Genomic DNA, 20,310 nt, shown 5'->3' with positions numbered 1-20,310 from the left:
ACCGATCCCAGGAGCTTGCGAGACTGGTGTGATCGTCCAGTCGCAATGACAGCCACCGGCCCCAACCAGAACTCCGGCTCCGGCATGGAGATGCTGCAACGAATCCTGCGGGCCAGGGTCTACGACGTGGCCATCGAGTCGCCCCTCGATGCAGCGCCGAACCTCTCCAGGCGGCTGAAGAACACCGTTCTGCTGAAGCGGGAAGACCTGCAGCCGGTCTTCAGTTTCAAGTTGCGCGGCGCCTACAACAAGATGGCGAGCCTCAGCCCATCGGAGCTGGAGCGGGGCGTGATCGCTGCGAGCGCCGGAAACCATGCCCAGGGCGTGGCCCTGGGCGCCCAGCGCTTGGGCTGTCGAGCGGTGATCGTCATGCCCGTGACTACCCCAGAGATGAAGGTCAGGGCCGTGGCGGCCCGGGGAGCTGAGGTGGTGCTGGAGGGCGACACCTATGACGCCGCCTGCGCGGAGGCCTACCGACTGGCCGATGAGCGAGGGCTGACCTTTATTCATCCCTTTGATGACCCTGAGGTGATCGCAGGCCAGGGGACCATTGGGCTGGAGATCCTCAGACAGTGCTCTGAGCCCCCCGATGCGATCTACATCGCCGTCGGCGGAGGTGGCCTGATCGCTGGCATTGGCGCCTACGTCAAAAGCCTCTGGCCCAGCGTTGAGGTCATCGGGGTGGAACCGGTTGATGCCGATGCCATGACCCGCTCCCTGGCCCTGGGGGAGAGGGTGAAGCTCGAGCAGGTCGGACTGTTCGCCGATGGTGTCGCCGTACGAGAGGTCGGTGTTCAGACCTTTGAGCTGGCAAAAACTGTCGTCGACGCCATGGTCACGGTCGACAACGACGCCATCTGCGCCGCCATCAAGGACGTCTTTGAAGACACCCGCTCGATTCTTGAGCCGGCCGGTGCCCTTGCGGTGGCGGGAATGAAGGCTGACATCAGCCGCCGTCAGCGCGAGGGACAGACCCTGGTGGCCGTGGCCTGCGGGGCCAACATGAACTTCGATCGCCTTCGCTTTGTGGCGGAGCGCACCGAGATCACCGAAGACCGCGAAGCGATGTTGGCGGTCGAGATCCCGGAGCAGGCCGGGAGCCTGCGACAGTTCTGCACCCTGCTGGGGCAGCGCAGCCTGACCGAATTCAGCTATCGACTGGCCGACCCCAGTCGCGCCCACATCTTTGTTGGGGTGCAAACCAGCGGCAGCTCCGATGAACAGGCCTTGATCCACAGCCTGAGGGAAGCCGGCTTCCCCTGCCTGGATCTCTCCAACGACGAGCTCTCCAAGCTGCATCTACGGCACATGGTCGGCGGTCGGCTACCGGCCAGCACGGGTGAGGCCGCAGGCCATGGTCGGGAACTGCTCTACCGCTTCGAATTCCCGGAGCGACCGGGCGCACTGATGCGCTTCCTCACCAGCCTGCATCCCAACTGGAACATCAGCATTTTTCACTACCGGAACCACGGGGCAGACGTCGGCCGCATCGTCGTCGGGGTCCAGGTGCCCGAGGCGGAGATGAACGAATGGCAGAGCTTCCTCGATGGACTGGGCTATCAGTACGCCGATGAGACCAGCAATCCGGCGTATCGCCTCTTCCTGGGTGAGCTGGCCGGCAGCTTGAGCGTGGGATAACTTTCGAGCAACGCACTGTTCAGCCGGGGGATATGGCAGGCGACACCCAAGAGCCCATCCCCGCTGAAGGCGACACGATTGCCCTGCAACGGGCCGGCAGCAATCTCTCGCTACCCGCACGCCTAGAGGCCATCCTTTATCTCAAGGGCAGGGCTCTGACCCAGGGCGAGCTAGCCGAGATCGCAGGCGCCAGTCGTGATGAGGTCGAGATGGGCCTGATCACCCTGATGGCCGACTACGCCCACAGGGACACCGCTCTCGAGATTCGCCAGGAGGGCAAGCGCTACAGCCTGCAACTGCGGGATGGCCTCGGGGATCTAGTGCAGAACCTGCTGCCGGTGGACCTCTCCACAGCGGCCCTGCGCACCTTGGCCACGATTGCCATCAAAAAGCGAATCCTGCAGTCCGATCTGGTGGACCTGCGGGGATCAGGGGCCTACGACCACATCAAGGAGCTGCTGGCCCAGAACTTCATCGAGCGCAAACGCCAAAGCGAGGGACGGTCCTTCTGGTTGAGCCTCAGTGAGAAGTTCCATCGAACCTTCTCGGTCAAGACCGATGAGCTGGTGGCCCAGCGCAAGGCGGTCAAGCCAGCTCCCGCCAGTCCCGCAGTCGAGGTCAGCGATGAAGAGTGGGAGCAGGCCGCCTAGGGCAATCCCAGCCTCCACACACACTCAATAGAGTGAATCCAACGCAGCTGCAGCCATGTCCATCCTCGGCGATCTGATCGGCGTCCTGATCCAAACGCTCTCGATCTACACGCTCGTGCTGTTCGTTCGGGTGCTGCTGAGCTGGTTCCCCAATCTCGACTGGAGCAATCCAGTGCTGTCCACCGTGAGTGCGATCACCGACCCCTACCTCGGGGTGTTTCGCGGTTTGATTCCCCCCCTGGGCGGCCTGGACCTCTCAGCAATCGTGGCTTTCCTGGCCCTGCAGTTACTCCAAAGCTTGCTGGAGCAGAGCCGGGGTTACTTCTATCCAGCCTTCTTCTAAGCCGGATCCACGTCGGCGACGGCCTGCTCCAACGGCAGCAGGTCATCAAACTCACCCGCACGGGTCCGAACAGGAGCGCTGAAGCCGCGCGCTTTCACGTTGGAGAAGCTGAACGGTCCTGGGGTGCCCGCTGGGACAGCCAGACGCAGGGCAAAGCTTGAGGTGCCCTGCTCGACATCGCCGATGGAACCGACTCGGGAACGGTTCTGAAGCACTGGTTCGCCGCTGGCGTCCAGGATTTGGGCAAAGACATCGGTGTCAAATACCGTCTTGCGACCAGGGTTATCGACACTGCCCCGCAGCACAAAACAACTGGCGCCACTGGGCCGCTTGAGCTGCGGTTGAGCTCCGATATCTTCAGCAGGACAGGGGTCCAAGCTCACGTCGTGAACGCTCAGACCAGCGGCCAAGGCGCCAGGGGCGGCGCCGAAGACTGTGCAGGCCACCACGAGCACGGCGCTGAGCGCTCGAGCGAGGGCCCGTGAGAGCGATCGGTGCATCTGCATCCAGCCTGACTCCAGCTGCTTAGCGGTGGTCGCCGCTTCCAGCGATCACGTTACGGGCGGCGCGACTGGCCAATTTGTCGAGGTTGGCCTGGGCGATCTCATCGAGACTGAAGCCCAACTCACTGGCGAGCTGAGCGACGTACCAAAGGACATCACCGAGCTCGAGCTTCAAGGACTCCCGGACCTCCGCGGAAAACTCGCCACCGCTATCGCGCAGCACTTTTTTGACCTTGTCCGCGACCTCTCCGGATTCGCCGCAGAGGCCCAGGGTTGGGTAGATGGGGTTGGAGCCCACATCGGGATAGCGGGCCGTTTGCCTCGCACCCTGCTGATAAGCATTCAGATCCATTGGTACGACAGCGCTGGAGGGCCTCGATGATAGTGTCGCTTCTCCCTTTGGCGCCCCCGAATGGCCCTGCCCGATCTCACGCGTCGCACCAAGATCGTGGCAACCATCGGTCCCGCCACCGAATCGCCTGAGCAGCTCAGGCGCCTCATTGAGGCCGGTGCCTCCACCTTTCGCCTGAATTTCTCCCACGGCGACCACAGCGAGCACGCAGCGCGGATCAGCACCATCCGCAAGGTTGCCGCGGAGATGGGTGTTCACATCGGGATCCTCCAGGACCTCCAGGGCCCCAAGATTCGCCTGGGCCGTTTCAAGGACGGTCCGATCACCGTTGCCCAAGGCGATCCCTTCACCCTGACGTCCAGGGACGTCGAGTGCTGCCAAACCATCGCAACCGTCACCTACGACAAGTTGGCGGATGAAGTGGTCCCCGGGAGCCGCATCCTGCTGGATGACGGCCGCGTCGAGATGGTCGTGGACCAAGTGGAGCAGTCCAGCCAGACCCTCCACTGCACCGTCACGGTTGGTGGCGTCCTCTCCAACAACAAGGGCGTCAACTTCCCGGACGTGCAGCTTTCCGTCCGTGCCCTGACCGACAAGGACCGGGAAGACCTCGAATTTGGTCTGAGCCAAGGCGTCGATTGGGTGGCCCTGAGCTTCGTGCGCAATCCCTCCGACATGGAGGAGATCAAGGCCCTGATTCGTTCCCACGGCCACAACACACCCGTGGTCGCGAAGATCGAAAAATTTGAAGCCATCGACCAGATGGATGCGCTGCTGCCGATGTGCGACGGCGTCATGGTGGCCCGCGGCGACCTCGGTGTGGAGATGCCCGCCGAGGAAGTTCCCCTGCTGCAGAAGGAACTGATCCGCAAGTGCAACACCCTGGGGATTCCGGTCATCACCGCCACCCAGATGCTCGACTCGATGGTGAGCTGCCCCAGGCCCACCCGCGCAGAAGTCAGCGACGTCGCCAACGCCATCCTCGATGGCACCGATGCGGTGATGCTCTCCAACGAAAGCGCCGTGGGTGATTACCCCGTCGAGGCCGTGGCCACCATGAGCCAAATCGCCCGGCGCATCGAGCGGGACTACCCCAGCCGCAGCAGCGATGGGCAGCTGGCCTCAACCGTTCCGAACGCCATCTCCCATGCCGTCAGCTCGATTGCGAGCCAGCTGGAGGCTGCGGCCATCCTTCCGCTGACCAAGAGTGGATCCACGGCGCGGAACGTCAGCAAATTCCGCCCAAGCACACCGATCCTGGCCATCACCAGCGACAGCAAGGTGGCCTCACAGCTTCAACTGGTCTGGGGCGTGACTCCTTTGTTGGTCTCGGACATGGACAACGCTGCGGCAACCTTTAACCGGGCCATGGAAGTGGCAGCGGAGGCAAACCTGCTTAAGGAAGGGGATCTGGTCATTCAGACCGCCGGAACCTTCGCTGATGTCAGCGGTTCGACCGACCTGGTCAAGGTCAGCGTCGTGGGCAAGGGCACCGTTCTCAACCCGAGCATCGTTTAAAACGGGGCTCTGCTGGCCATCCCGGCAATGCCCGCCAAGCTCCCTATGCGCGAGACCGTCGGGATGGCCCTGGCCACCCTGAGGGCCAATCGTCTTCGCTCTCTGCTCACGATGCTGGGCATCGTGATCGGAAATGCCTCAGTCATCACCCTGGTGGGTGTCGGCCGTGGTGCCCAGAACCTCGCCGAGGGTCAGCTCAACACGCTGGGGGCCAACGTCCTCTTTGTTGTCCCGGGCAACAACGACAGCCGTCGCCGCGGAATTGATTTTCCCAAGACCTTGGTTTTGGAAGATGCCGAAGCCATCGCCGAGCAGGTCCCGAGTGTTCGCAGGGTGGTGCCGCAGATCACCCTCAGCGCCGTACTGCAGGCGGGCGCGAAAAGTGCCAGCGCCACCGTTTCAGGCATCAGCCCAGAGTTTTTAACGGTGCGCCGATTTGAAGTGGCCCGGGGCCGCTTCATCGACCAGAGGGACATGGAAGGGGCTCGCAATGTCGTGGTCATTGGACCTGACCTCAAGCAAAAACTCTTGCCCTCTGGTTCCGCGATCGGACAGCGCATCCGCATTCGCAATCAGGGCTTTGAAGTGATTGGGGTGATGGCGCCGAAAGGTGCTGTCTTTGGCCAAAACCAAGACGAGGCCGCCTACATCCCCCTGACGACGATGGTCAGCAAGCTCTCAGGCCGGGATCCCACCTACGGGGTGAGCCTTAACTTCATCAGCGTGGAGGCCGTGGATGAGGCCAGCACCGGTGCGGCGAAATTCCAGATCACCAATCTGCTGCGCCAGCGGCACAACATCCTGCGGGAGGACGACTTCGCTGTCCGCTCGCAAAAAGATGCCCTCTCGATTGTGGGCACCATCACCGGCGGACTCACCTTGATGCTCGCCGCCATCGGTGCGATCTCGCTGTTGGTGGGCGGCATCGGGATCATGAACATCATGTTGGTCTCGGTCAGTGAGCGGACCTCAGAAATCGGACTGCGCAAGGCCATCGGTGCGCGCAGCAGTGATGTCCTGAGTCAATTCCTCGTTGAGGCCTTAGTGCTCTCCACCTTGGGTGGATTGATTGGAAGCAGCCTGGGCCTCTCCGCCATTGCAATCGTGGCGGCCGTCACACCCCTTCCCGCTGCCATTGGCAGCAGCAGTGTGTTGGTGACGATGGGACTCTCCGGCAGCATTGGGTTGGTCTTTGGCGTGCTGCCGGCCAGGCGTGCGGCTCGACTGGATCCAATCACCGCCCTACGCAGTCTCTAGGGATAAACCTGAAGGAAATCGAAAGAAGCCTGCGACCTTGAGGGCCGGTCTCATCGACGACAAATCAGGCCGATGAAACAGGCGTCAATGATAGTTCTGATTCCATTTGGTCTTGAACCAGCTCCAGTGTGGGTACCAAAACCGCAGCGATCGGATGGTGATCCTGCGCTGCATTGGACCCGATCAATTCTTCCTGGAGCGGGTGGTCTTCCCCGTTGAGATCCTGGGGTTTGAGGCACCACCGGCCTCTGAAGTCGAGATTTGGAGCCATTCCTTAGGGGGACCAGAACTGCTGGAACGGTTCCTGGCGGAGGAGCTCACCAGCGTGTCTGAGCTTGATTTGCCGCAATCGGCCTAATGATCAGCCTCGAATGAGAGGGAAAAAGCGCTGCCGCGCCTGAGATCTGCCCAGAACAGGCCGCGCTCGCTTTACACTTGTTAAACATTCAGATCTGCACCTCAGGCGGCCATGAATCAACGCTGGCGCACGATTGCTCTTTGGGTTCTGCCCATCAGCGTCGCTGTCTTCCTCGGCTGGCAAGTCCTGGGCGGCGGCTTCGGTGGAGTCAGCCGGTCCTCGGGAACAACCGTGGCACCGCGGAATGCCGCTGTCGCTCGGATGAGCTACGGCCGCTTCATCGATTACGTCGATGCCGGACGCGTCACCGCGGTTGACATCTTTGACGGTGGCCGCACCGCCGTTGTTGAAGCCGTTGACCCCGACCTGGACAACCGCGTGCAGCGCCTGCGCGTTGACCTCCCTGGTCTTGCCCCTGAGTTGGTCAACAACCTCAAAGAGCAGGGCATCAGCTTTGACATCCATCCCCCCCGCACCGCGCCTCCAGCGCTCGGCCTGCTGGGCAACCTGCTCTTCCCTCTGCTGCTGATCGGTGGCCTGGTGCTGCTCTCTCGCCGTGGCGGTGGCGGCATGCCCGGTGGCCCTGGTCAGGCCATGCAGTTCGGCAAGACCAAGGCCCGGTTCGCCATGGAGGCTCAAACCGGTGTGATGTTTGACGACGTCGCCGGCGTTGAAGAAGCCAAGCAGGACCTGCAGGAGGTCGTCACCTTCCTGAAGACTCCAGAGCGCTTCACCTCTGTCGGCGCAAAGATCCCCAAGGGTGTCCTCCTGGTGGGCCCTCCTGGTACGGGTAAAACCCTGCTTGCCAAGGCCATCGCTGGTGAGGCCGGCGTGCCCTTCTTCTCCCTCTCCGGCTCGGAATTTGTGGAGATGTTCGTCGGCGTTGGCGCCAGCCGCGTGCGCGACCTGTTCAAGCGGGCCAAGGAAAACAGCCCCTGTCTGATCTTCATCGACGAGATCGATGCCGTCGGCCGTCAGCGGGGCGCCGGTGTTGGCGGCGGCAATGACGAACGGGAGCAGACCCTCAACCAGCTGCTCACTGAGATGGACGGCTTCGAGGGCAATAGCGGCATCATCATCATTGCGGCCACCAACCGCGCTGACGTTCTCGACTCCGCCCTGCTGCGTCCGGGCCGTTTCGACCGCCAGGTTCAAGTCGACGTTCCCGACATCAAGGGTCGTCTGGCGGTGCTGAACGTGCACTGCCGTGACAAGAAGCTGGCCGATGACGTCAGCCTCGAGGCCATTGCTCGCCGGACTCCCGGTTTCTCTGGCGCTGACCTCGCCAACCTTCTCAACGAGGCCGCCATCCTCACGGCCCGTCGCCGCAAGGAAGCCACTGGCCTGGCCGAGATCGATGACGCGGTGGACCGCATCATCGCCGGCATGGAGGGCAAGCCCCTCACCGATGGCCGCAGCAAGCGACTGATCGCCTACCACGAAGTGGGCCATGCCCTGGTGGGCACCCTGGTCAAGGCCCATGACCCGGTCCAGAAGGTCACCTTGATCCCCCGCGGACAGGCCCAGGGCCTGACCTGGTTCTCCCCCGATGAAGAGCAGATGCTCGTGAGCCGTGCTCAGCTTCGGGCGCGAATCATGGGTGCCCTCGGCGGCCGGGCTGCAGAGGATGTGGTCTTTGGCTATGCCGAAGTCACCACCGGTGCCGGCGGCGACATTCAGCAGGTCGCCTCCATCGCCCGCCAGATGGTGACCCGTTTCGGCATGAGTGACCTGGGTCAGTGCTCGCTCGAGGCCGGCAACCAGGAGGTTTTCCTGGGCCGCGATCTGATGACCCGCAGCGATGGCTCCGACGCCACCGCAGCTCGCGTCGATGCATCCGTGCGCAAGATCGTTCAGAGCTGCTACGAGGAAACGGTCAGGCTCGTGTCCGAACACCGGGCTTGCATGGACCGTGTTGTGGAGCTCCTGATTGAGAAGGAGAGCCTCGATGGCGATGAGTTCCGCGCCATCGTCAGCGAATTCACCACCGTCCCCGAGAAGGAGCGCTTCTCTCCTCTGCTGAGCAGCACAGAAGCTGCCTCGGCCTGAAGCTGAAGGACAACAAAGCCCGCGGTCAACCCGCGGGCTTTTTGCTGTCTAGACGGCAGCGGTCGGAGCAATAAATCACCTGCTCCCAAACCGAAGCCCATTTCTTGCGCCATTGGAAAGGGCGCTGGCAGACAGGGCAGATTTTGCTGGGACGTTCACTCGGCGGGCGACCCCTGCCGCCCACCGCTCCGCTGCGTTGACCGCGCCCGCGGGCCATGGAGCCTTCGCTCGATCAGACAGGACGCACGGGGCGCTTGTCGATCACCTTGTCGATCAGGCCGTACTCGACTGCTTCGGCGGGGGACATGAAAAAGTCGCGATCGGTGTCGTCCTCGATGCGGTTCAGGGGCTGACCGGTGCGATCGGAGAGCTCCTGGTTGAGCTTCTTCTTGAGATAGAGGATTTCGTCGGCCTGAATGCGAATGTCGCTGGCCTGCCCCTGGGCCCCGCCAAGGGGCTGGTGGATCATGATCCGGGAGTGGGTCAGGCTGCTGCGCTTGCCCTTGGCACCGGCGCAGAGCAGGAAGGCGCCCATCGAGGCAGCCAGACCAACGCAGACGGTCTGCACATCAGGCTTGATGTGCTGCATCGTGTCGAAGATGCCAAGGCCGTCGTAGACGGAGCCGCCCGGGGAATTGATGTAGAGGAAGATGTCCTTCTCGGGATCCTCGGCTTCCAAGAAGAGCAGTTGGGCAACGATCCGATTGGCGGACTCTGAGGTCACCGGTTCGCCCAGGAAGACGATGCGCTCCCGCAACAGACGGGAGTAGATATCGAAAGCGCGCTCACCACGGCCCGACTCTTCGATCACGATCGGGATCATGGTCACGGGCGGCCTCTGCAGATGGGCGGATCCTACTGAGGTTCAGCCCTGTTCAGCGTTCTCAGCGAGCTAGGGTCGCCTGAACTTGATGGATGTTTGAGCGTGGGTGCGAGCCTGACCGTTGCCGATAGCAAGCGGGCCTTTCACCAGGCGTTCCCCTACGTCATCGCGCCGCTCTATCGCCGCCTGGTGGACGAACTCCTGGTGGAACTACACCTGCTGAGCCATCAGAAGGGGTTCCAAGCCGATGGCCTCTTTGCCGTTGGTCTGACCCAAGTGTTTGACAGCTTCTCCAACGGTTACAAGCCCGAGGCGCAGCGGGAGCCCCTGTTCCAGGCCCTCTGCAGCGCCAACGGCTTCGATGGGGCGGCCTTCCGTCAAATGGCATCCGACGCCGCTACCCAGGTGGGCCGCCACAGCCTCGATGAGGTCAAGGGCTGGTTGAGCAACCGCGGCGAAGGCGCACCTTCTCCAATCGCCGGATTGCTGCACGGCGTGCAGCGCGAAGACTTCCACTACTCCCGGCTGGTCGCCGTCGGACTCCTGAGCCTGCTGCAACGGGCCCAGGGCGCCGAAGCGATGGATCCTGAGGCCCTACGCAGCGCTGCCCACGAGATCGGTGAGGCCATGGGCCTGATCAAAGCCCGCGTCGACAAGGACCTCAGCCTCTATGCCGGGAACATCGAGAAGATGACCCAAGCGGTGGAACTGATGGAAGAGACCGTGGCCGCCGAGCGCCGTCGCCGCGAGCGTGCCGCATCCGAGCACGAGGCCAATCACTAAAGCTTGAGTTCGCCGCTCAGGGCCGTTTGCCCGTCAACGCCTCTGGGGTGTTCACCCGTGATCTCCAGCTGACCGGCGCGCCGGACCACCAGAGGCAGCAGTGAGGGAAGCAGCCCCTTGGCCTGCAACTGGCGAGGCCTGAGTTGCAAGGACCAGCTTGCGGGTCGTTCAGCGACCTCAGCCGCAACGGCAGCAGGCGGTGGGCCAAGGAAAAGCAGCAGCTGCTGCTTCGAAAGCCAGCGCCAGCCACCTTGGGCCACGCCATCGCGACTCCAGAGCCGTTGATCAGCGTCACCAGGGCTCAGAGCCAGACCTTGATCCTTTAGGGCTTGCTCCACGGCCGCCAGCCGCGCCGTCCAGAAGGAACGACCGTCCCGCAACCGCAGCTGAAGCTGAAGGCCCGCCAGAAACGGTCCCCGTTCAACGGCCGAGAGGCGCAGGGCAAAGGGGCTTTGTGACAAGCGCTTGAGGGCATCGTCCTTGAGGCCGTAGCGCTCGGCGAGCGCCTGCTTCAAGGCGCCACTACTCAACAGCCCGCGCAGCAGGAGCTCCAGCTTCGGGCCCTGAAGAGCCAGCAGCGTGGGAGGCGCCAGCGCACGCGTCTGAGCTCTGGGAACCGGGCGGGGGCCCGCCGCCAGGCTGCCGCGGGCGGCATCGGCCTCACCGCTCCAGAGCAGCCTGTTGCCCTCACTGCTGAGGGCCAAGCAACCCTGCTGCAGGCTGCTGGCCAGGGGTGCCAAGGGACCCAGGAGCGATGAGAGGCCAGCAGCACTCCAATAGACCGCATCACCCCGTTGTAGCTGCTGACCGCAACGCCGCTCGAGGCCGCGCAGGGACGGTCGATCGAGGCGCAATTGCGCCTGAAGTTCGTTTCGCACCAGGGGGTTAGGGGCCACCAGGGTCAGCTGCTCAAAGCGGAGCGCGTTCTCAGGCAGGGGCGTCTTGGGGGGGACCTCAAGCACCAGGACCGCACCGGCTGAGCTGTGGGTTCCCCAGAATTGCCACCAGAGCTGAGGTCGAGCCGACCAAAGCGGGGCCGCCTGGGGACCAAGGCGCTGGGTCCACAGGGCCGGTGGCGGGTCGGCTGGACGGGAACGGTGGGTCTGAAACAGCGAGGCCTCCAGAAGGAGCCGATTGAGACCGCGGGCTGAGCCGCGCGGAAAGAGCCATAGAGCAAGGGCTGGTAGCAGCACCAGCAAGGCCGTCACTGCCAAGCTGTTGCGCAGGCCCTTCATCAGCTGACCGCTCCATAGAGAGTCGTGCGCTCCCGCACGGGCCGGCCCAATGTCAGCGCCGCCGAGCGAAGAGCCTGAACCGATTGGCAGGTACCCCCCTGGGCGCCCGCCATGCTTGTGATGCTCTCCTCCATCAGCGTGCCACCGAGGTCATTGCAGCCCCAGCGCAGGGCCTCCGTGGCACCAGCGAGGGTGAGCTTCACCCAGCTGGGCTGATGGTTTCGGAACCATGGCCCGAGCAGCAGGCGCGCCTGGGCGGTGAGGCGCAACATCTCCAGGCGATCGGGTTGATCTCGTCCCACGCGATGACGCAAGGCTGCCGGAGCTTGAGCTCCAATGAACGGAAGCAGAACGAACTCCGAAAAGCCAGCCTGTCCGGCCCGAAGCGCCTCCTGCTGCAGGGCCACCAGGGTCAAGAGATGAAGGGCACGATCGCGGGCACTTTCAATGTGACCGGCCATCAGCGTGGCCGTGCTGGCGAGGCCCAGGTGATGGCACTGAAGGATCACCGCGCACCACTGCCGAGCGCTGATCTTCTCTGGACAAAGCTGGGCGCGAACCCCATCGCTCAAGACCTCAGCAGCGGTACCGGGGATCGAAGCCAGGCCGGCTGATCGCAGTTGCTCGAGCACAGCCTGCAAAGCGATCCCGTCCTGCTCAGCAATGAACAGCAGCTCCTGGGGGGAGAAGGCATGCAGGTGCAGTCCAGGGGCCGCATCCCGCAGAGCCTCCAGTAAATCGACGTAGTAGCGGAGTGCCGAACCGTTGGTACGGGCCGATGGATTCAATCCCCCCTGGATGCAGAGTTCTGTCGCTCCAAGGGCTGCGGCCTCAGCGGCCTTGCTGCGAAGCAGGTCCAGGTCATGCCAATAGGCGCCTGGAGCGCCGGCATCACGGCGAAAGGCGCAAAAGCTGCAGTGTTGAACGCAGTGGTTGGTGAAGTTGAGATTCCGGTTCACCACGTAGGTGACCGTCTCTCCAACCAGCTCTTGCCGCAGGGCATCGGCCTGCTGCTGAAGGCTGACGGAGTCGCCACAGCTCAGTAATGCCTCGGCCGCAGCAATCGAAGCAGGGCTGGCAGGGTGATCTGCGAGTGCGTCCTGGAGCAGCTGCTGCGACTGCAGGGTCCAAGGTTCTGGCGGCAGAGAAGCGGAGCGATCTGGAGCTGTCACCAACAGCTCGACGGAACGGTCCCAGGCCCAAGGTTCAAAAACCCCCGGCTCGAGCGTCACTTGCGGGCGCGAACTGAGGGCTGAACCGGTTGCTGGCGGCGACGCCTGTCGCGCCACTCAATGGTGGAGAGATAGAGAACTCCACCGCTGACAAACACCAACAGTGCCGCGGTGGTCACCGCAAGAAGACTGTTGATGTTGAGCGACTCAATCACGGATGAGTAACCCGGCGCTCAGGCTTCAGAAATTCAGGGTGCCGTCGCCGTTGCGACCCCAGACGACCATGGCGATCGAGAAGGTGAAGACGGCGGCAAGAGCAGCCCAACCCACAGTGATCAGCATGGTGCGCAGAAAGCGTTTGAACGAGTGTAACCAGGGCTGTGACCCAAACTGAGATCAGATCTGCTGGCTGTATCGAGATGCAACCCATCCGCTCCATCAGCTCCTCCCCAGGCGGGCAGGCCGTCATGGAGCGGCAGCGGGTCAGAGCGCCGTACCCCACGGGTAGGGTGATCGTTCTCGACGATGACCACAACACGTTCCAACACGTGGTTGAGGTGCTGGTGAAACACATCCCAGCCATGGTCAGCGATCGCGCCTGGGAGCTGGCCCATCAGATCGACTCGCAGGGCTCAGCGGTGGTTTGGAGCGGTCCGCTCGAGCAGGCTGAGCTCTACCACCAACTCTTGGCCGGAGAGGGCCTGACCATGGCCCCCGTGGAGCGGGGCTAAGGATCTCGGCTAAGCGAAGCGCCGTTGCAGCAGCTCAAACATCGGCAGGGTGCGCAGACGCTCCTGTTCGGCATCCAGAACGAAGCTGAGGATGCGACCTGAGCAGACCGCCACACCCTTGACGCTCTGGTCACCACTGCGCTCAAGGCTGACCAACTGGGCGGCACCACCGAGCTCGTCACTGAGCCGTTGCCTCAGCTGCTCGCGCAGCTCTTGAGCGTGCTGGCCTGCCATCCGGCAAAAGAGAGGACAGCATCTCTAGCAGGGGTCAGGCAATCCCGCCACCAGGGCGCTGGTTTCTAGGGTGCGCAGCATGGGACGGCTGGTCATCACCCACAGCACTTACCTCGAGGGCCTGATTCCCTGCCTGAAACGGCTGGTCCGCGAGCCCGAGATCGACACGATCACCCCGGCGGTCATCTCAAGGGTCAAGGGCCGGGCACCAGAACTGCGCCTGAAGGTCTCCATTCCCATTCGCGGTGGCTGGAAGCTGGTCGCACGGCGCGGAAGCAGCGCCCAGGAAGTGTTTGTGGTGACGGGGCTGAGCGCCATGGAACTGGAGCAGCGAATCCAGGGCGCGCTGGCGCGCTGATCTAGACCTCGACGTCCTGACCCCACTGGGGCGCCACCGGGGTCCAGCCACGGCTCAGAAGAGCCCGCCAAAGCTCAACTGCCTGGTCTCGATGGAGGTGGTCACGGGACTGGAGCAGAGGAGGTTGTGCTGGAAGAGGTCGCCCTGAATCGACGAAGACCATCGGGTCTTGCTCCCAACTTTTTTCGTCGCGATGGAAGCGCTTGGTCGCGAGCGTGGCGGGATCCTGGAGCCAACCGTGTCCTGACATGGGGGCGAGGCGGCAGAAGCAGCGGACGCAGCGGGCCAGACCCAATCCGAGGCGCGAAAGGTGGCGTACGGGGAAGCAACAGGAGCCATCAGCCCGATGCAAGTACACCTGTACTAGCCGGCTTCAATTGTGCTGTCAACAGGCCCTAGTCGGAATGCTCAGCAAGAGCCTTCATGACCTGCCGGCGCACGCGCTGCATCTGGGTGCGTTGGATTTCGTAGCGGGTCGAGCGGGTGAATCCGTAGAAGAGAACAACCCAGGTCGCGCTCAGCCCGAGGGCAATCAGGGCGACGGAAAGAGCATTGATCTCGCCCACACCGCACGCTTCGAGGTGGTCTTAACGGTACGAGCGGCTGCAGAGGCCCAATCGCCAATCGCTGATGCAGCGCCTGGCCTGCTCACGTTTGCGTTGCTGGCGGGCCAGCTCACGGCGCTGCCAATCACTGAGCTGCTCTTGGCCCCCTGCGGACGGCGTGGAACTGCTTTGCGCGAACGCTGGGGCCAGAAACAAGCCAAGACTGAAGCCAACAGCAACCAGCAACCGGGACATCACGTGGTCACGCCAACATCGGATGCACTCAAGTCTGGAAACTGCAAACGCCGGCGTCAGTGAGCAGAAACGCTGCTCTTGTCGAATCGGAAAGAGCTGGCAGGCTTTGGCTGTCGCTGGGAGGCATCAATGGCCCCAGATCAACACAACGACAACAACAAATCGACTGATCAAGCTGCGATCAGCGAATTGAAGAAACCGACCAACCGCAAGCGAAGTGCCAAGGGTGCCCGCTGCACGCATGCTCCGGGCTGGTGCAGAACAACTCACCCACTCGCCAGCTAGCGGTAGAGCGTTAAAAACCAATGAGCCGGTAGCCCAGCTCCGAGTGAATCACCTGCGGTGACCATCCATGCAGGATCAAATGCTGACTAAAGCGACGGGCTTCAAGCAGGCTCTGGAGTTCCCGTTGTTCCACCACGCGCATGGGCTCACCGTGAGCCAGCAGTTCGTGGCAGGCGGAATAGGCACCGAGGTGATTCGCGTCATAAAAAACCCAGATGCCGCGGTAATCCGCCTTGGGATCAGAAAAGCGAAGCAAGCATGGATTACTAAATGAGGTGGGCACGATGGTCTCTGTTCAACCCAGTTTTGAAACTGCAGGTGCGAGGCGACCTCAATCAGTGACCAATCGCACAAAGACACCGTTCTTATTGATAACGGCGTAGCGATCGACACACCAGTTCGGGCTATCCCGCGGGACAACACAACGAGAGCATCAGTCCTGCGTGAAGCCCCTGGGTTTGCTGGCGATGATCAGCCTGCGAGTGGCGATGAATGACGGTGTCTTCATCGAACAAAGACGAATGCCCACCAGGCAACCCTCCAAGGAACTACGAGCAGCGATTGTTCGGCCCTGGAAGCGCGGGAGCAGACCTGATCCGCAGATCCGTGCGACGCCTCAGGCCACCTCCTGGGAGCGAATTTGAGCGATGAGCTTTGGACCGATCCCACGAATCGACTGCAGCTCGGCGTCTTCAGCCGCCTGAACCATGGCCGGAGTCCTCAGGCCGGCATTCCAGAGCAGTTGTGCCTTTTGAAGGCCGATACCGCGCAGTGTGGTCAGTTCAGCAATGAAGACTTCATCGGGAAAGCTCTCACCCTTGAGGCTGGTGGCCACCGATCGAAATGTCTCCTGATCGACCAGGGCATAGATCTGCATCAACTTCTGATCGACATGGAGCACCTTGCTCTCAAAAATCTCGCGAAACCGAATGAGCAGCCTGAGCTTCTGCTCACGCTCAACGCCAGAGTCCGCCATCCATGAGTCGATCTGAACTTGACTGAGTTCAGCCAAGGCCACAAAACCATCAGGGCGATAAGGAATCCATTCGCCACATCCTTTTCCAGTGCGCTGAATCGGCTGAAGATCAGGAGGATTTTGCGTACGCTGCTGGCCATCCCGCTTCAGATAAGCCAGCGGGGTGTGAAAGCTCAGCCTGGCGTGATAGCGCCAGAAGGCGATGGTTTGAAGTTCAGAAGCTGCGCTGACCTCAGCCGGCGTCGGCTGGGCAGCAGGCTCCGCAACGGTGGCCACTGAGGCCCCAGAGGAGGAGAAAAGGGATCGAAGCCGCTGCCAGATCATCCGCGGAAGCTAGAGACACTTCCCCCTTCCGGCTGTATCGACGTGAGCAACTGAAGAAAAAGCCAGAGCTGGCGGAAGCCCCGCTGAAGCCTTGAGGGACTGGTCCTGTCTATTGTTTGTGGGTGAGGGGGAGACCCTGTCTTGCGTGGTTGCTTGATGGGGTGGGTGGGGTCACGCTCACTGCCTCTCTCACACCTCATTTGAGCGCAAGGGCATCAGCCGCCATCGACCTGGCAACCCACCAAGGCGCCTGCTGCTGCACCCACCGGAACACCGATCCAGCGTCCGTTGCCGCGGGAGAGAGCAGCTCCAGCACCCGCGCCGATAAGACCACCGATGACGGAGCCTTCGATGCAGCTGTTGTCGTCGACCTTCTCTGAGGCCGTCGGCTTTGGAGGCGTCGTGCAGGGGATCTCGACCTTTTCGCTCCACTTCTTGACGTAGCCCGGTTTCTCTTTCGTTCCGGGGACGTACTCCTCTCGGTATTCGTCTTTAAAGCAGGTGCTGGTCTTGGAGTAACCAGGCTGGGAGTCCTGCTGAGCCCAGGCGGAGCTCGCCTGGACCGTGCTGAACGCAAGCGTGAGCCCGGCCAGAACAGACAGGGACTTCATTCGGTTCCAAGAAAGCAGGAAGCCCATGATCACGCGCGATCTGGATCTGACCAGAGGAAACGTCAACTGCGCTGCAAAGGGGGTGAACGCACAGGTTCAGGAGGTTCAGTATCAATTGGATAAGGCCAGGGAGAACCTGAACAGGATCCGGAAACCGCGGGAACATGTTGGGGCATTAGTTTATGGAGAAAAACACTCCATATCGAGGCCAGATATTTCGGCGATGCTACTTTCGATAGAGAATGGTTTAGTCAATGCTGAAGAAGTCAACTCTGCTAGCTATTGCAATTGGCTCAACGGCACTTTTTACCCCTTGGGTCAAGGCTGAACTCAGCCAAGACATTGTCGACGGATGCGTGAAAGCCTCTAACTTCGAAGACTGCATCAGAGTCTCCAAAGGCAAGAAGCCCGAAGACAAAAAGATGACTATTGATATCGAGAAGGCACAAACTAGTGGCAACGCTTGTCCCAGTGGCTTCGCATACCTTGGCGCTGGGAAGTGTCAACAATGGACATGCCTAACTGGCCGACCTAATGACCCTCGCCTGGCCGGTAAAGGATGGTGGTGCCAGAAGAATATCTTCGGCGGTCGTGGCGGCCTGGCATTCAGCGGAAAAATAGTTGATGCCATAACTGCTGAATTCCTTCCACTGGAAGAGCCACAAGTTGGCGTCAACCATTCCGGCTGGAACGGCATGACTGAGGATGAACTCAAGAATGGGATCATCAGAATGCGCCGACCACCCCATACACAGATCAATGACGGGACATTAGCAAAGTGCATCAGTGGAACAACAGAAGCGCTAGTTACTGACGTTATCCCTAATTCTCCTGGCGACAAAGCCGGAATCAAGAGAGGTGATCTCATCTTAAGCATAGATGGAGTAGGTTGCCCTGATCAGTTTCAACTCACCCATAAACTCGGTCAGACCAGAAAACTGATAGTTAAGAAAACCAATGGAGCAGAGGAGACCGTAATCATTACTTACGGAGAGGTCACTTATCCAGAGGCAATAGCAAAGTTCAATCTAAAGACAAACAAGCCAGTAGAGGACTAAGGACTTCAAAAAAGCTCCTCACATCAAAGTTGCACCGGGAGTCAACCTCACTATTGGGCTAGAACTTTCCCAGGCTCTAGCTGAACCTGTCAGAAGTTTTTTTTTCGTGCTGGGAAACGAGAGTGTCGGAAGATCCCGCCACAAGCTTCCGCCACCTCTTCAGGTGACAACCAGGACTCCAGAGAGCTATCGACAAGTGAAAGGATGCATCAATCGCACTCACGAGTCGGCATAAGTAGCGAGAGATAAAAACAAGCTCATACGCTTAAACGCAGACACCAAAGGTGAATCACACAGGCTCATCCAGATATTGAGCAGGGTTTCTGTCGGAGAGCTTGCTGAATCAGCGAAGGTCAGCAATCCGCCAGGGGTTTGTCGTCGCCTTACCGGATGCACACGTGGCAAGACGGTTCTGGTTTCTTCAAAGACCCTTTCTTGATGACCGCGACCGCTGCCCAAAGGAACAGCGCCATGAGGATGCCGTCAGTGAGTGGTTCCATCAACCTCTCCTTGCCTACATCTGGTCTAGCCCTGGCTGCTTCCTTGTGAAAGGGGCGGCCGAGCGTGGGGATTGGGAGGGCACGTGGGTGTCCAACCCCTATGGGCTTGTAATCCCATCACAAATTTCGGAAGCTCCCTCTTGATCTCACAAGGACTCCGGCAGCGTTCATGCTCCCTTCAGTGCTGAGATCTATGGGGAACACTGAAGGGGCTAATCGAAGCCTCGCCAGAAGCTCGGGACAACGCTCAGCTGTCAGTCAATGTGGCAGACAGCTCCTCAGTCAATCGGGTTGAGCAAAACCCGAGATTGACTGCGCTGCAATGGGGTGAACCGCTGTGCCGTTCTGCCCCAGATTCCGACCTGGATAAACCAGAAGGGGAGTCAAAGCGCAGATTCGTTTCCGGCTACGAGGCCGGTCTACGGCACTGTCGCGACAGACGCCCCAAGTCGAAAAGGGAGTCAGATCAGAAAACTGTAAAAGGCAGTGACCAACACAGCAGTCCTCTGAAATCCTAGGCCCATCAAGCGGCGCCTGGATCGCCGGGCAGTGGCCAAATCTCACGGACCTGCTGCAGGCGTTGCATCGCTTCCTCGCGGCGCTGCTCCGGTTCGCTGGTGCGCAGCAAGACCGTCAGATGTCCCAACTTCCGGCCAAGGGAGGAGCCCCGTTTGCCGTACCAATGGAGATGGGCCTCCGGAAGGGCGCTTAGGGCCTGACGCTGCTCGCTGTAGTCCGCAGCTGGATCCTCAGCGGAGCGCTGCTCAAACCCCAGCAGATTCACCATCAAGGCGCCTGGCACCAGAAGCGACGGTTCCTCAAGACGCTCGCCGCTGACACTCAGCAGTTGCAGATCGAACTGACTGGAACTGCTGGCCTCGATCGAGTAATGACCGGAGTTATGGGTGCGGGGAGCCAACTCGTTGATCAGTAAGCCGCTGCGCCCATAGAAAAACTCCAGCGACAACACCCCTACGTAGTCCAGGGACGTGAGCAGCGATGCGGCGATGTTGCGGGCGGCCTGCTGCAGGGCATGGCTGGCTTCCACCGGGGCCAGGACCCAATCACAGACCTGCTGATGCTGGTGGGTCTGCACCAACGGCAGACAGACCACCTCACCAAAGCGATCGCGGGCTGCAACCAGGGCCAATTCCTGCTCAAACGCGACGAACTCCTCGACGATCCAATTGGCCGGATCAACGCGAGCGATCAAGGCCGCCAGGTCATCAAGACCCTGAAGAACCGCCGTGCCTTTGCCGTCGTAGCCACCTGTGGCGGCCTTGGCCATCAGCGGAAAGCTGAAACCCTCCGGACAAACCGCCGCAGGAGCGGGACGCCCTGCTGAGGCTGCATTCGCCTTCGGCGGGATGGCCGCCGTCAGGGGGAACCAGCGCGGGGACGGGAGGTTTAAACGCTGCAGCAGCTCCCGCTGGTTGCGCTTGCAGACCAGGGGCTGGAGCGCCTGCAGGCTTGGAACGAACTGGACCCCTTGGGCCGCCAAGGGCGCCAGACCCTCCAGATCAATCCACTCGTTCTCAAAGCTGATGGCGGAGCAACGGGTCGCCAGCTCCGCCGTAGCCGCGACATCGCGCACGGGAGCCTGGACCACCCCTGCAGCCAGCGAGACCGCAGGGTCCTCACTTGAAGGGGTTTGGACCTGCAGAGCGATTTGCCGGCGTTGGGCAGCCTCGGCGAGCATCCAGGCCAACTGGCCGCCGCCGACGATGCCAATCGCAGGGCCCATGCGCTTTG

The 20,310-nt window shown here is 61.5% G+C and carries 28 protein-coding genes and 1 other RNA gene; 12 read left to right on the top strand and 17 right to left on the bottom strand.

Annotation, left to right across the window (positions count from 1 at the left end; genetic code table 11):
* The first annotated feature begins 45 nt into the window (after positions 1–45).
* From ilvA to ACXIQ9_RS00215, 3 genes are read left to right on the top strand one after another with little or no spacing between them, the layout of a single operon-like run.
* Positions 46–1,638, top strand: a complete 1,593-nt coding sequence (gene ilvA, locus ACXIQ9_RS00225; protein ID WP_459014868.1) for a threonine ammonia-lyase, biosynthetic — start codon at positions 46–48, stop codon at positions 1,636–1,638.
* A 32-nt stretch (positions 1,639–1,670) separates the two neighbouring features.
* The gene (gene scpB / locus ACXIQ9_RS00220; RefSeq protein WP_247478641.1) at positions 1,671–2,288 is read left to right on the top strand and encodes an SMC-Scp complex subunit ScpB; all 618 of its coding nucleotides are present in this window, start codon (positions 1,671–1,673) and stop codon (positions 2,286–2,288) included.
* A gap of 55 nt (positions 2,289–2,343) precedes the next feature.
* Positions 2,344–2,631: a YggT family protein gene (locus ACXIQ9_RS00215; RefSeq protein WP_010317238.1), complete on the top strand. Its 288-nt coding sequence runs from the start codon at positions 2,344–2,346 to the stop codon at positions 2,629–2,631.
* On the opposite strand, the gene ACXIQ9_RS00210 is transcribed toward ACXIQ9_RS00215, so the two are convergent.
* Positions 2,628–3,137 carry a hypothetical protein gene (locus ACXIQ9_RS00210; protein ID WP_296421178.1) on the bottom strand — a complete coding sequence of 170 codons (510 nt, stop codon included), beginning with the start codon at positions 3,135–3,137 and terminating at the stop codon, positions 2,628–2,630. The two genes, ACXIQ9_RS00215 and ACXIQ9_RS00210, sit on opposite strands and share 4 nt — an antisense overlap.
* 19 nt (positions 3,138–3,156) lie before the next feature.
* The gene (locus ACXIQ9_RS00205; protein ID WP_247478644.1) at positions 3,157–3,486 is read right to left on the bottom strand and encodes a nucleoside triphosphate pyrophosphohydrolase family protein; all 330 of its coding nucleotides are present in this window, start codon (positions 3,484–3,486) and stop codon (positions 3,157–3,159) included.
* Between the two features lie 60 nt (positions 3,487–3,546).
* On the opposite strand from ACXIQ9_RS00205, the gene pyk reads away from it, so the two are divergent.
* The 4 genes from pyk to ftsH all read left to right on the top strand — a co-directional run bounded on the left by pyk (position 3,547) and on the right by ftsH (position 8,668).
* Positions 3,547–5,004, top strand: coding sequence for a pyruvate kinase (gene pyk / locus ACXIQ9_RS00200; RefSeq protein ID WP_010317241.1), 1,458 nt, complete (start codon positions 3,547–3,549; stop codon positions 5,002–5,004).
* 27 nt (positions 5,005–5,031) lie between these two features.
* Positions 5,032–6,261, top strand: coding sequence for an ABC transporter permease (locus ACXIQ9_RS00195; protein WP_010317242.1), 1,230 nt, complete (start codon positions 5,032–5,034; stop codon positions 6,259–6,261).
* A 106-nt stretch (positions 6,262–6,367) separates the two neighbouring features.
* On the top strand, positions 6,368–6,619 hold the full coding sequence (locus ACXIQ9_RS00190) for a DUF1830 domain-containing protein (RefSeq protein WP_459014864.1): 252 nt from the start codon (positions 6,368–6,370) through the stop codon (positions 6,617–6,619).
* A gap of 111 nt (positions 6,620–6,730) precedes the next feature.
* A complete protein-coding gene (ftsH, locus tag ACXIQ9_RS00185; protein ID WP_459014862.1) occupies positions 6,731–8,668 on the top strand; it encodes an ATP-dependent zinc metalloprotease FtsH in 1,938 nt (645 codons plus the stop codon).
* 25 nt (positions 8,669–8,693) lie between these two features.
* Here ftsH and ACXIQ9_RS00180 read toward each other — a convergent pair whose 3' ends face one another.
* Positions 8,694–8,885 carry a DUF2256 domain-containing protein gene (locus ACXIQ9_RS00180; protein WP_247478651.1) on the bottom strand — a complete coding sequence of 64 codons (192 nt, stop codon included), beginning with the start codon at positions 8,883–8,885 and terminating at the stop codon, positions 8,694–8,696.
* 15 nt (positions 8,886–8,900) lie between these two features.
* Entirely contained in the window at positions 8,901–9,491 is a 591-nt protein-coding gene (gene clpP / locus ACXIQ9_RS00175) for an ATP-dependent Clp endopeptidase proteolytic subunit ClpP (protein ID WP_010317246.1), read from the bottom strand.
* A 102-nt stretch (positions 9,492–9,593) separates the two neighbouring features.
* Here clpP and psb29 point away from each other — a divergent pair, with 102 nt between their 5' ends.
* On the top strand, positions 9,594–10,274 hold the full coding sequence (psb29, locus tag ACXIQ9_RS00170) for a photosystem II biogenesis protein Psp29 (protein WP_459014859.1): 681 nt from the start codon (positions 9,594–9,596) through the stop codon (positions 10,272–10,274).
* Here psb29 and ACXIQ9_RS00165 read toward each other — a convergent pair.
* From ACXIQ9_RS00165 to petN, 4 genes are all read right to left on the bottom strand, one after another.
* Positions 10,271–11,509, bottom strand: coding sequence for a hypothetical protein (locus ACXIQ9_RS00165; RefSeq protein WP_459014857.1), 1,239 nt, complete (start codon positions 11,507–11,509; stop codon positions 10,271–10,273). The genes psb29 and ACXIQ9_RS00165 overlap by 4 nt on opposite strands.
* Entirely contained in the window at positions 11,509–12,633 is a 1,125-nt protein-coding gene (gene cofH / locus ACXIQ9_RS00160) for a 7,8-didemethyl-8-hydroxy-5-deazariboflavin synthase subunit CofH (protein WP_459015761.1), read from the bottom strand. The genes ACXIQ9_RS00165 and cofH overlap by 1 nt, the downstream gene beginning before the upstream one ends.
* A gap of 104 nt (positions 12,634–12,737) precedes the next feature.
* Complete coding sequence (locus ACXIQ9_RS00155) at positions 12,738–12,896, bottom strand: hypothetical protein (protein ID WP_459014855.1); 159 nt, start codon at positions 12,894–12,896, stop codon at positions 12,738–12,740.
* A gap of 25 nt (positions 12,897–12,921) precedes the next feature.
* Entirely contained in the window at positions 12,922–13,023 is a 102-nt protein-coding gene (gene petN / locus ACXIQ9_RS00150) for a cytochrome b6-f complex subunit PetN (protein WP_010317256.1), read from the bottom strand.
* A gap of 77 nt (positions 13,024–13,100) precedes the next feature.
* Between petN and clpS the strand changes: the two genes are divergently transcribed.
* Positions 13,101–13,412: an ATP-dependent Clp protease adapter ClpS gene (clpS, locus tag ACXIQ9_RS00145; protein ID WP_010317258.1), complete on the top strand. Its 312-nt coding sequence runs from the start codon at positions 13,101–13,103 to the stop codon at positions 13,410–13,412.
* Positions 13,413–13,421: 9 nt separating this feature from the next.
* On the opposite strand, the gene ACXIQ9_RS00140 is transcribed toward clpS, so the two are convergent.
* On the bottom strand, positions 13,422–13,646 hold the full coding sequence (locus ACXIQ9_RS00140) for a hypothetical protein (RefSeq protein WP_459014852.1): 225 nt from the start codon (positions 13,644–13,646) through the stop codon (positions 13,422–13,424).
* A gap of 79 nt (positions 13,647–13,725) precedes the next feature.
* Between ACXIQ9_RS00140 and ACXIQ9_RS00135 the strand changes: the two genes are divergently transcribed.
* Positions 13,726–14,004 (top strand): DUF2103 domain-containing protein, encoded by a 279-nt coding sequence (locus ACXIQ9_RS00135; protein ID WP_459014850.1) that lies wholly within the window; start codon positions 13,726–13,728, stop codon positions 14,002–14,004.
* A 1-nt stretch (position 14,005) separates the two neighbouring features.
* On the opposite strand, the gene ACXIQ9_RS00130 is transcribed toward ACXIQ9_RS00135, so the two are convergent.
* The 6 genes from ACXIQ9_RS00130 to ACXIQ9_RS00105 form a co-directional block, all read right to left on the bottom strand.
* Positions 14,006–14,254 carry a DUF1651 domain-containing protein gene (locus ACXIQ9_RS00130; RefSeq protein WP_459015759.1) on the bottom strand — a complete coding sequence of 83 codons (249 nt, stop codon included), beginning with the start codon at positions 14,252–14,254 and terminating at the stop codon, positions 14,006–14,008.
* A gap of 145 nt (positions 14,255–14,399) precedes the next feature.
* Entirely contained in the window at positions 14,400–14,570 is a 171-nt protein-coding gene (locus ACXIQ9_RS00125) for a hypothetical protein (RefSeq protein ID WP_459014848.1), read from the bottom strand.
* A 21-nt stretch (positions 14,571–14,591) separates the two neighbouring features.
* On the bottom strand, positions 14,592–14,804 hold the full coding sequence (locus ACXIQ9_RS00120) for a hypothetical protein (RefSeq protein WP_459014846.1): 213 nt from the start codon (positions 14,802–14,804) through the stop codon (positions 14,592–14,594).
* A 295-nt stretch (positions 14,805–15,099) separates the two neighbouring features.
* A complete protein-coding gene (locus ACXIQ9_RS00115; protein ID WP_459014844.1) occupies positions 15,100–15,345 on the bottom strand; it encodes a hypothetical protein in 246 nt (81 codons plus the stop codon).
* 360 nt (positions 15,346–15,705) lie between these two features.
* The gene (locus tag ACXIQ9_RS00110) at positions 15,706–16,389 is read right to left on the bottom strand and encodes a helix-hairpin-helix domain-containing protein (RefSeq protein WP_459014842.1); all 684 of its coding nucleotides are present in this window, start codon (positions 16,387–16,389) and stop codon (positions 15,706–15,708) included.
* A 215-nt stretch (positions 16,390–16,604) separates the two neighbouring features.
* The gene (locus ACXIQ9_RS00105; RefSeq protein WP_459014840.1) at positions 16,605–17,000 is read right to left on the bottom strand and encodes a glycine zipper 2TM domain-containing protein; all 396 of its coding nucleotides are present in this window, start codon (positions 16,998–17,000) and stop codon (positions 16,605–16,607) included.
* 25 nt (positions 17,001–17,025) lie between these two features.
* On the opposite strand from ACXIQ9_RS00105, the gene ACXIQ9_RS00100 reads away from it, so the two are divergent.
* Both ACXIQ9_RS00100 and ACXIQ9_RS00095 read left to right on the top strand, forming a co-directional pair.
* Entirely contained in the window at positions 17,026–17,328 is a 303-nt protein-coding gene (locus tag ACXIQ9_RS00100; protein ID WP_459014838.1) for a hypothetical protein, read from the top strand.
* Positions 17,329–17,356: 28 nt separating this feature from the next.
* Entirely contained in the window at positions 17,357–18,058 is a 702-nt protein-coding gene (locus ACXIQ9_RS00095) for a PDZ domain-containing protein (RefSeq protein ID WP_459014836.1), read from the top strand.
* Positions 18,059–18,883: 825 nt separating this feature from the next.
* Here the strand turns inward: ACXIQ9_RS00095 and ssrS are convergent.
* A non-coding RNA gene (gene ssrS / locus ACXIQ9_RS00090) (6S RNA) lies at positions 18,884–19,066 on the bottom strand.
* Positions 19,067–19,081: 15 nt separating this feature from the next.
* Complete coding sequence (locus tag ACXIQ9_RS00085; RefSeq protein ID WP_459014834.1) at positions 19,082–20,302, bottom strand: 5-(carboxyamino)imidazole ribonucleotide synthase; 1,221 nt, start codon at positions 20,300–20,302, stop codon at positions 19,082–19,084.
* Between the last annotated feature and the right edge of the window lie 8 nt (positions 20,303–20,310).

This window comes from Synechococcus sp. LTW-G (assembly GCF_054459035.1).
This window is presented reverse-complemented; position numbering and strand designations above follow the sequence as displayed.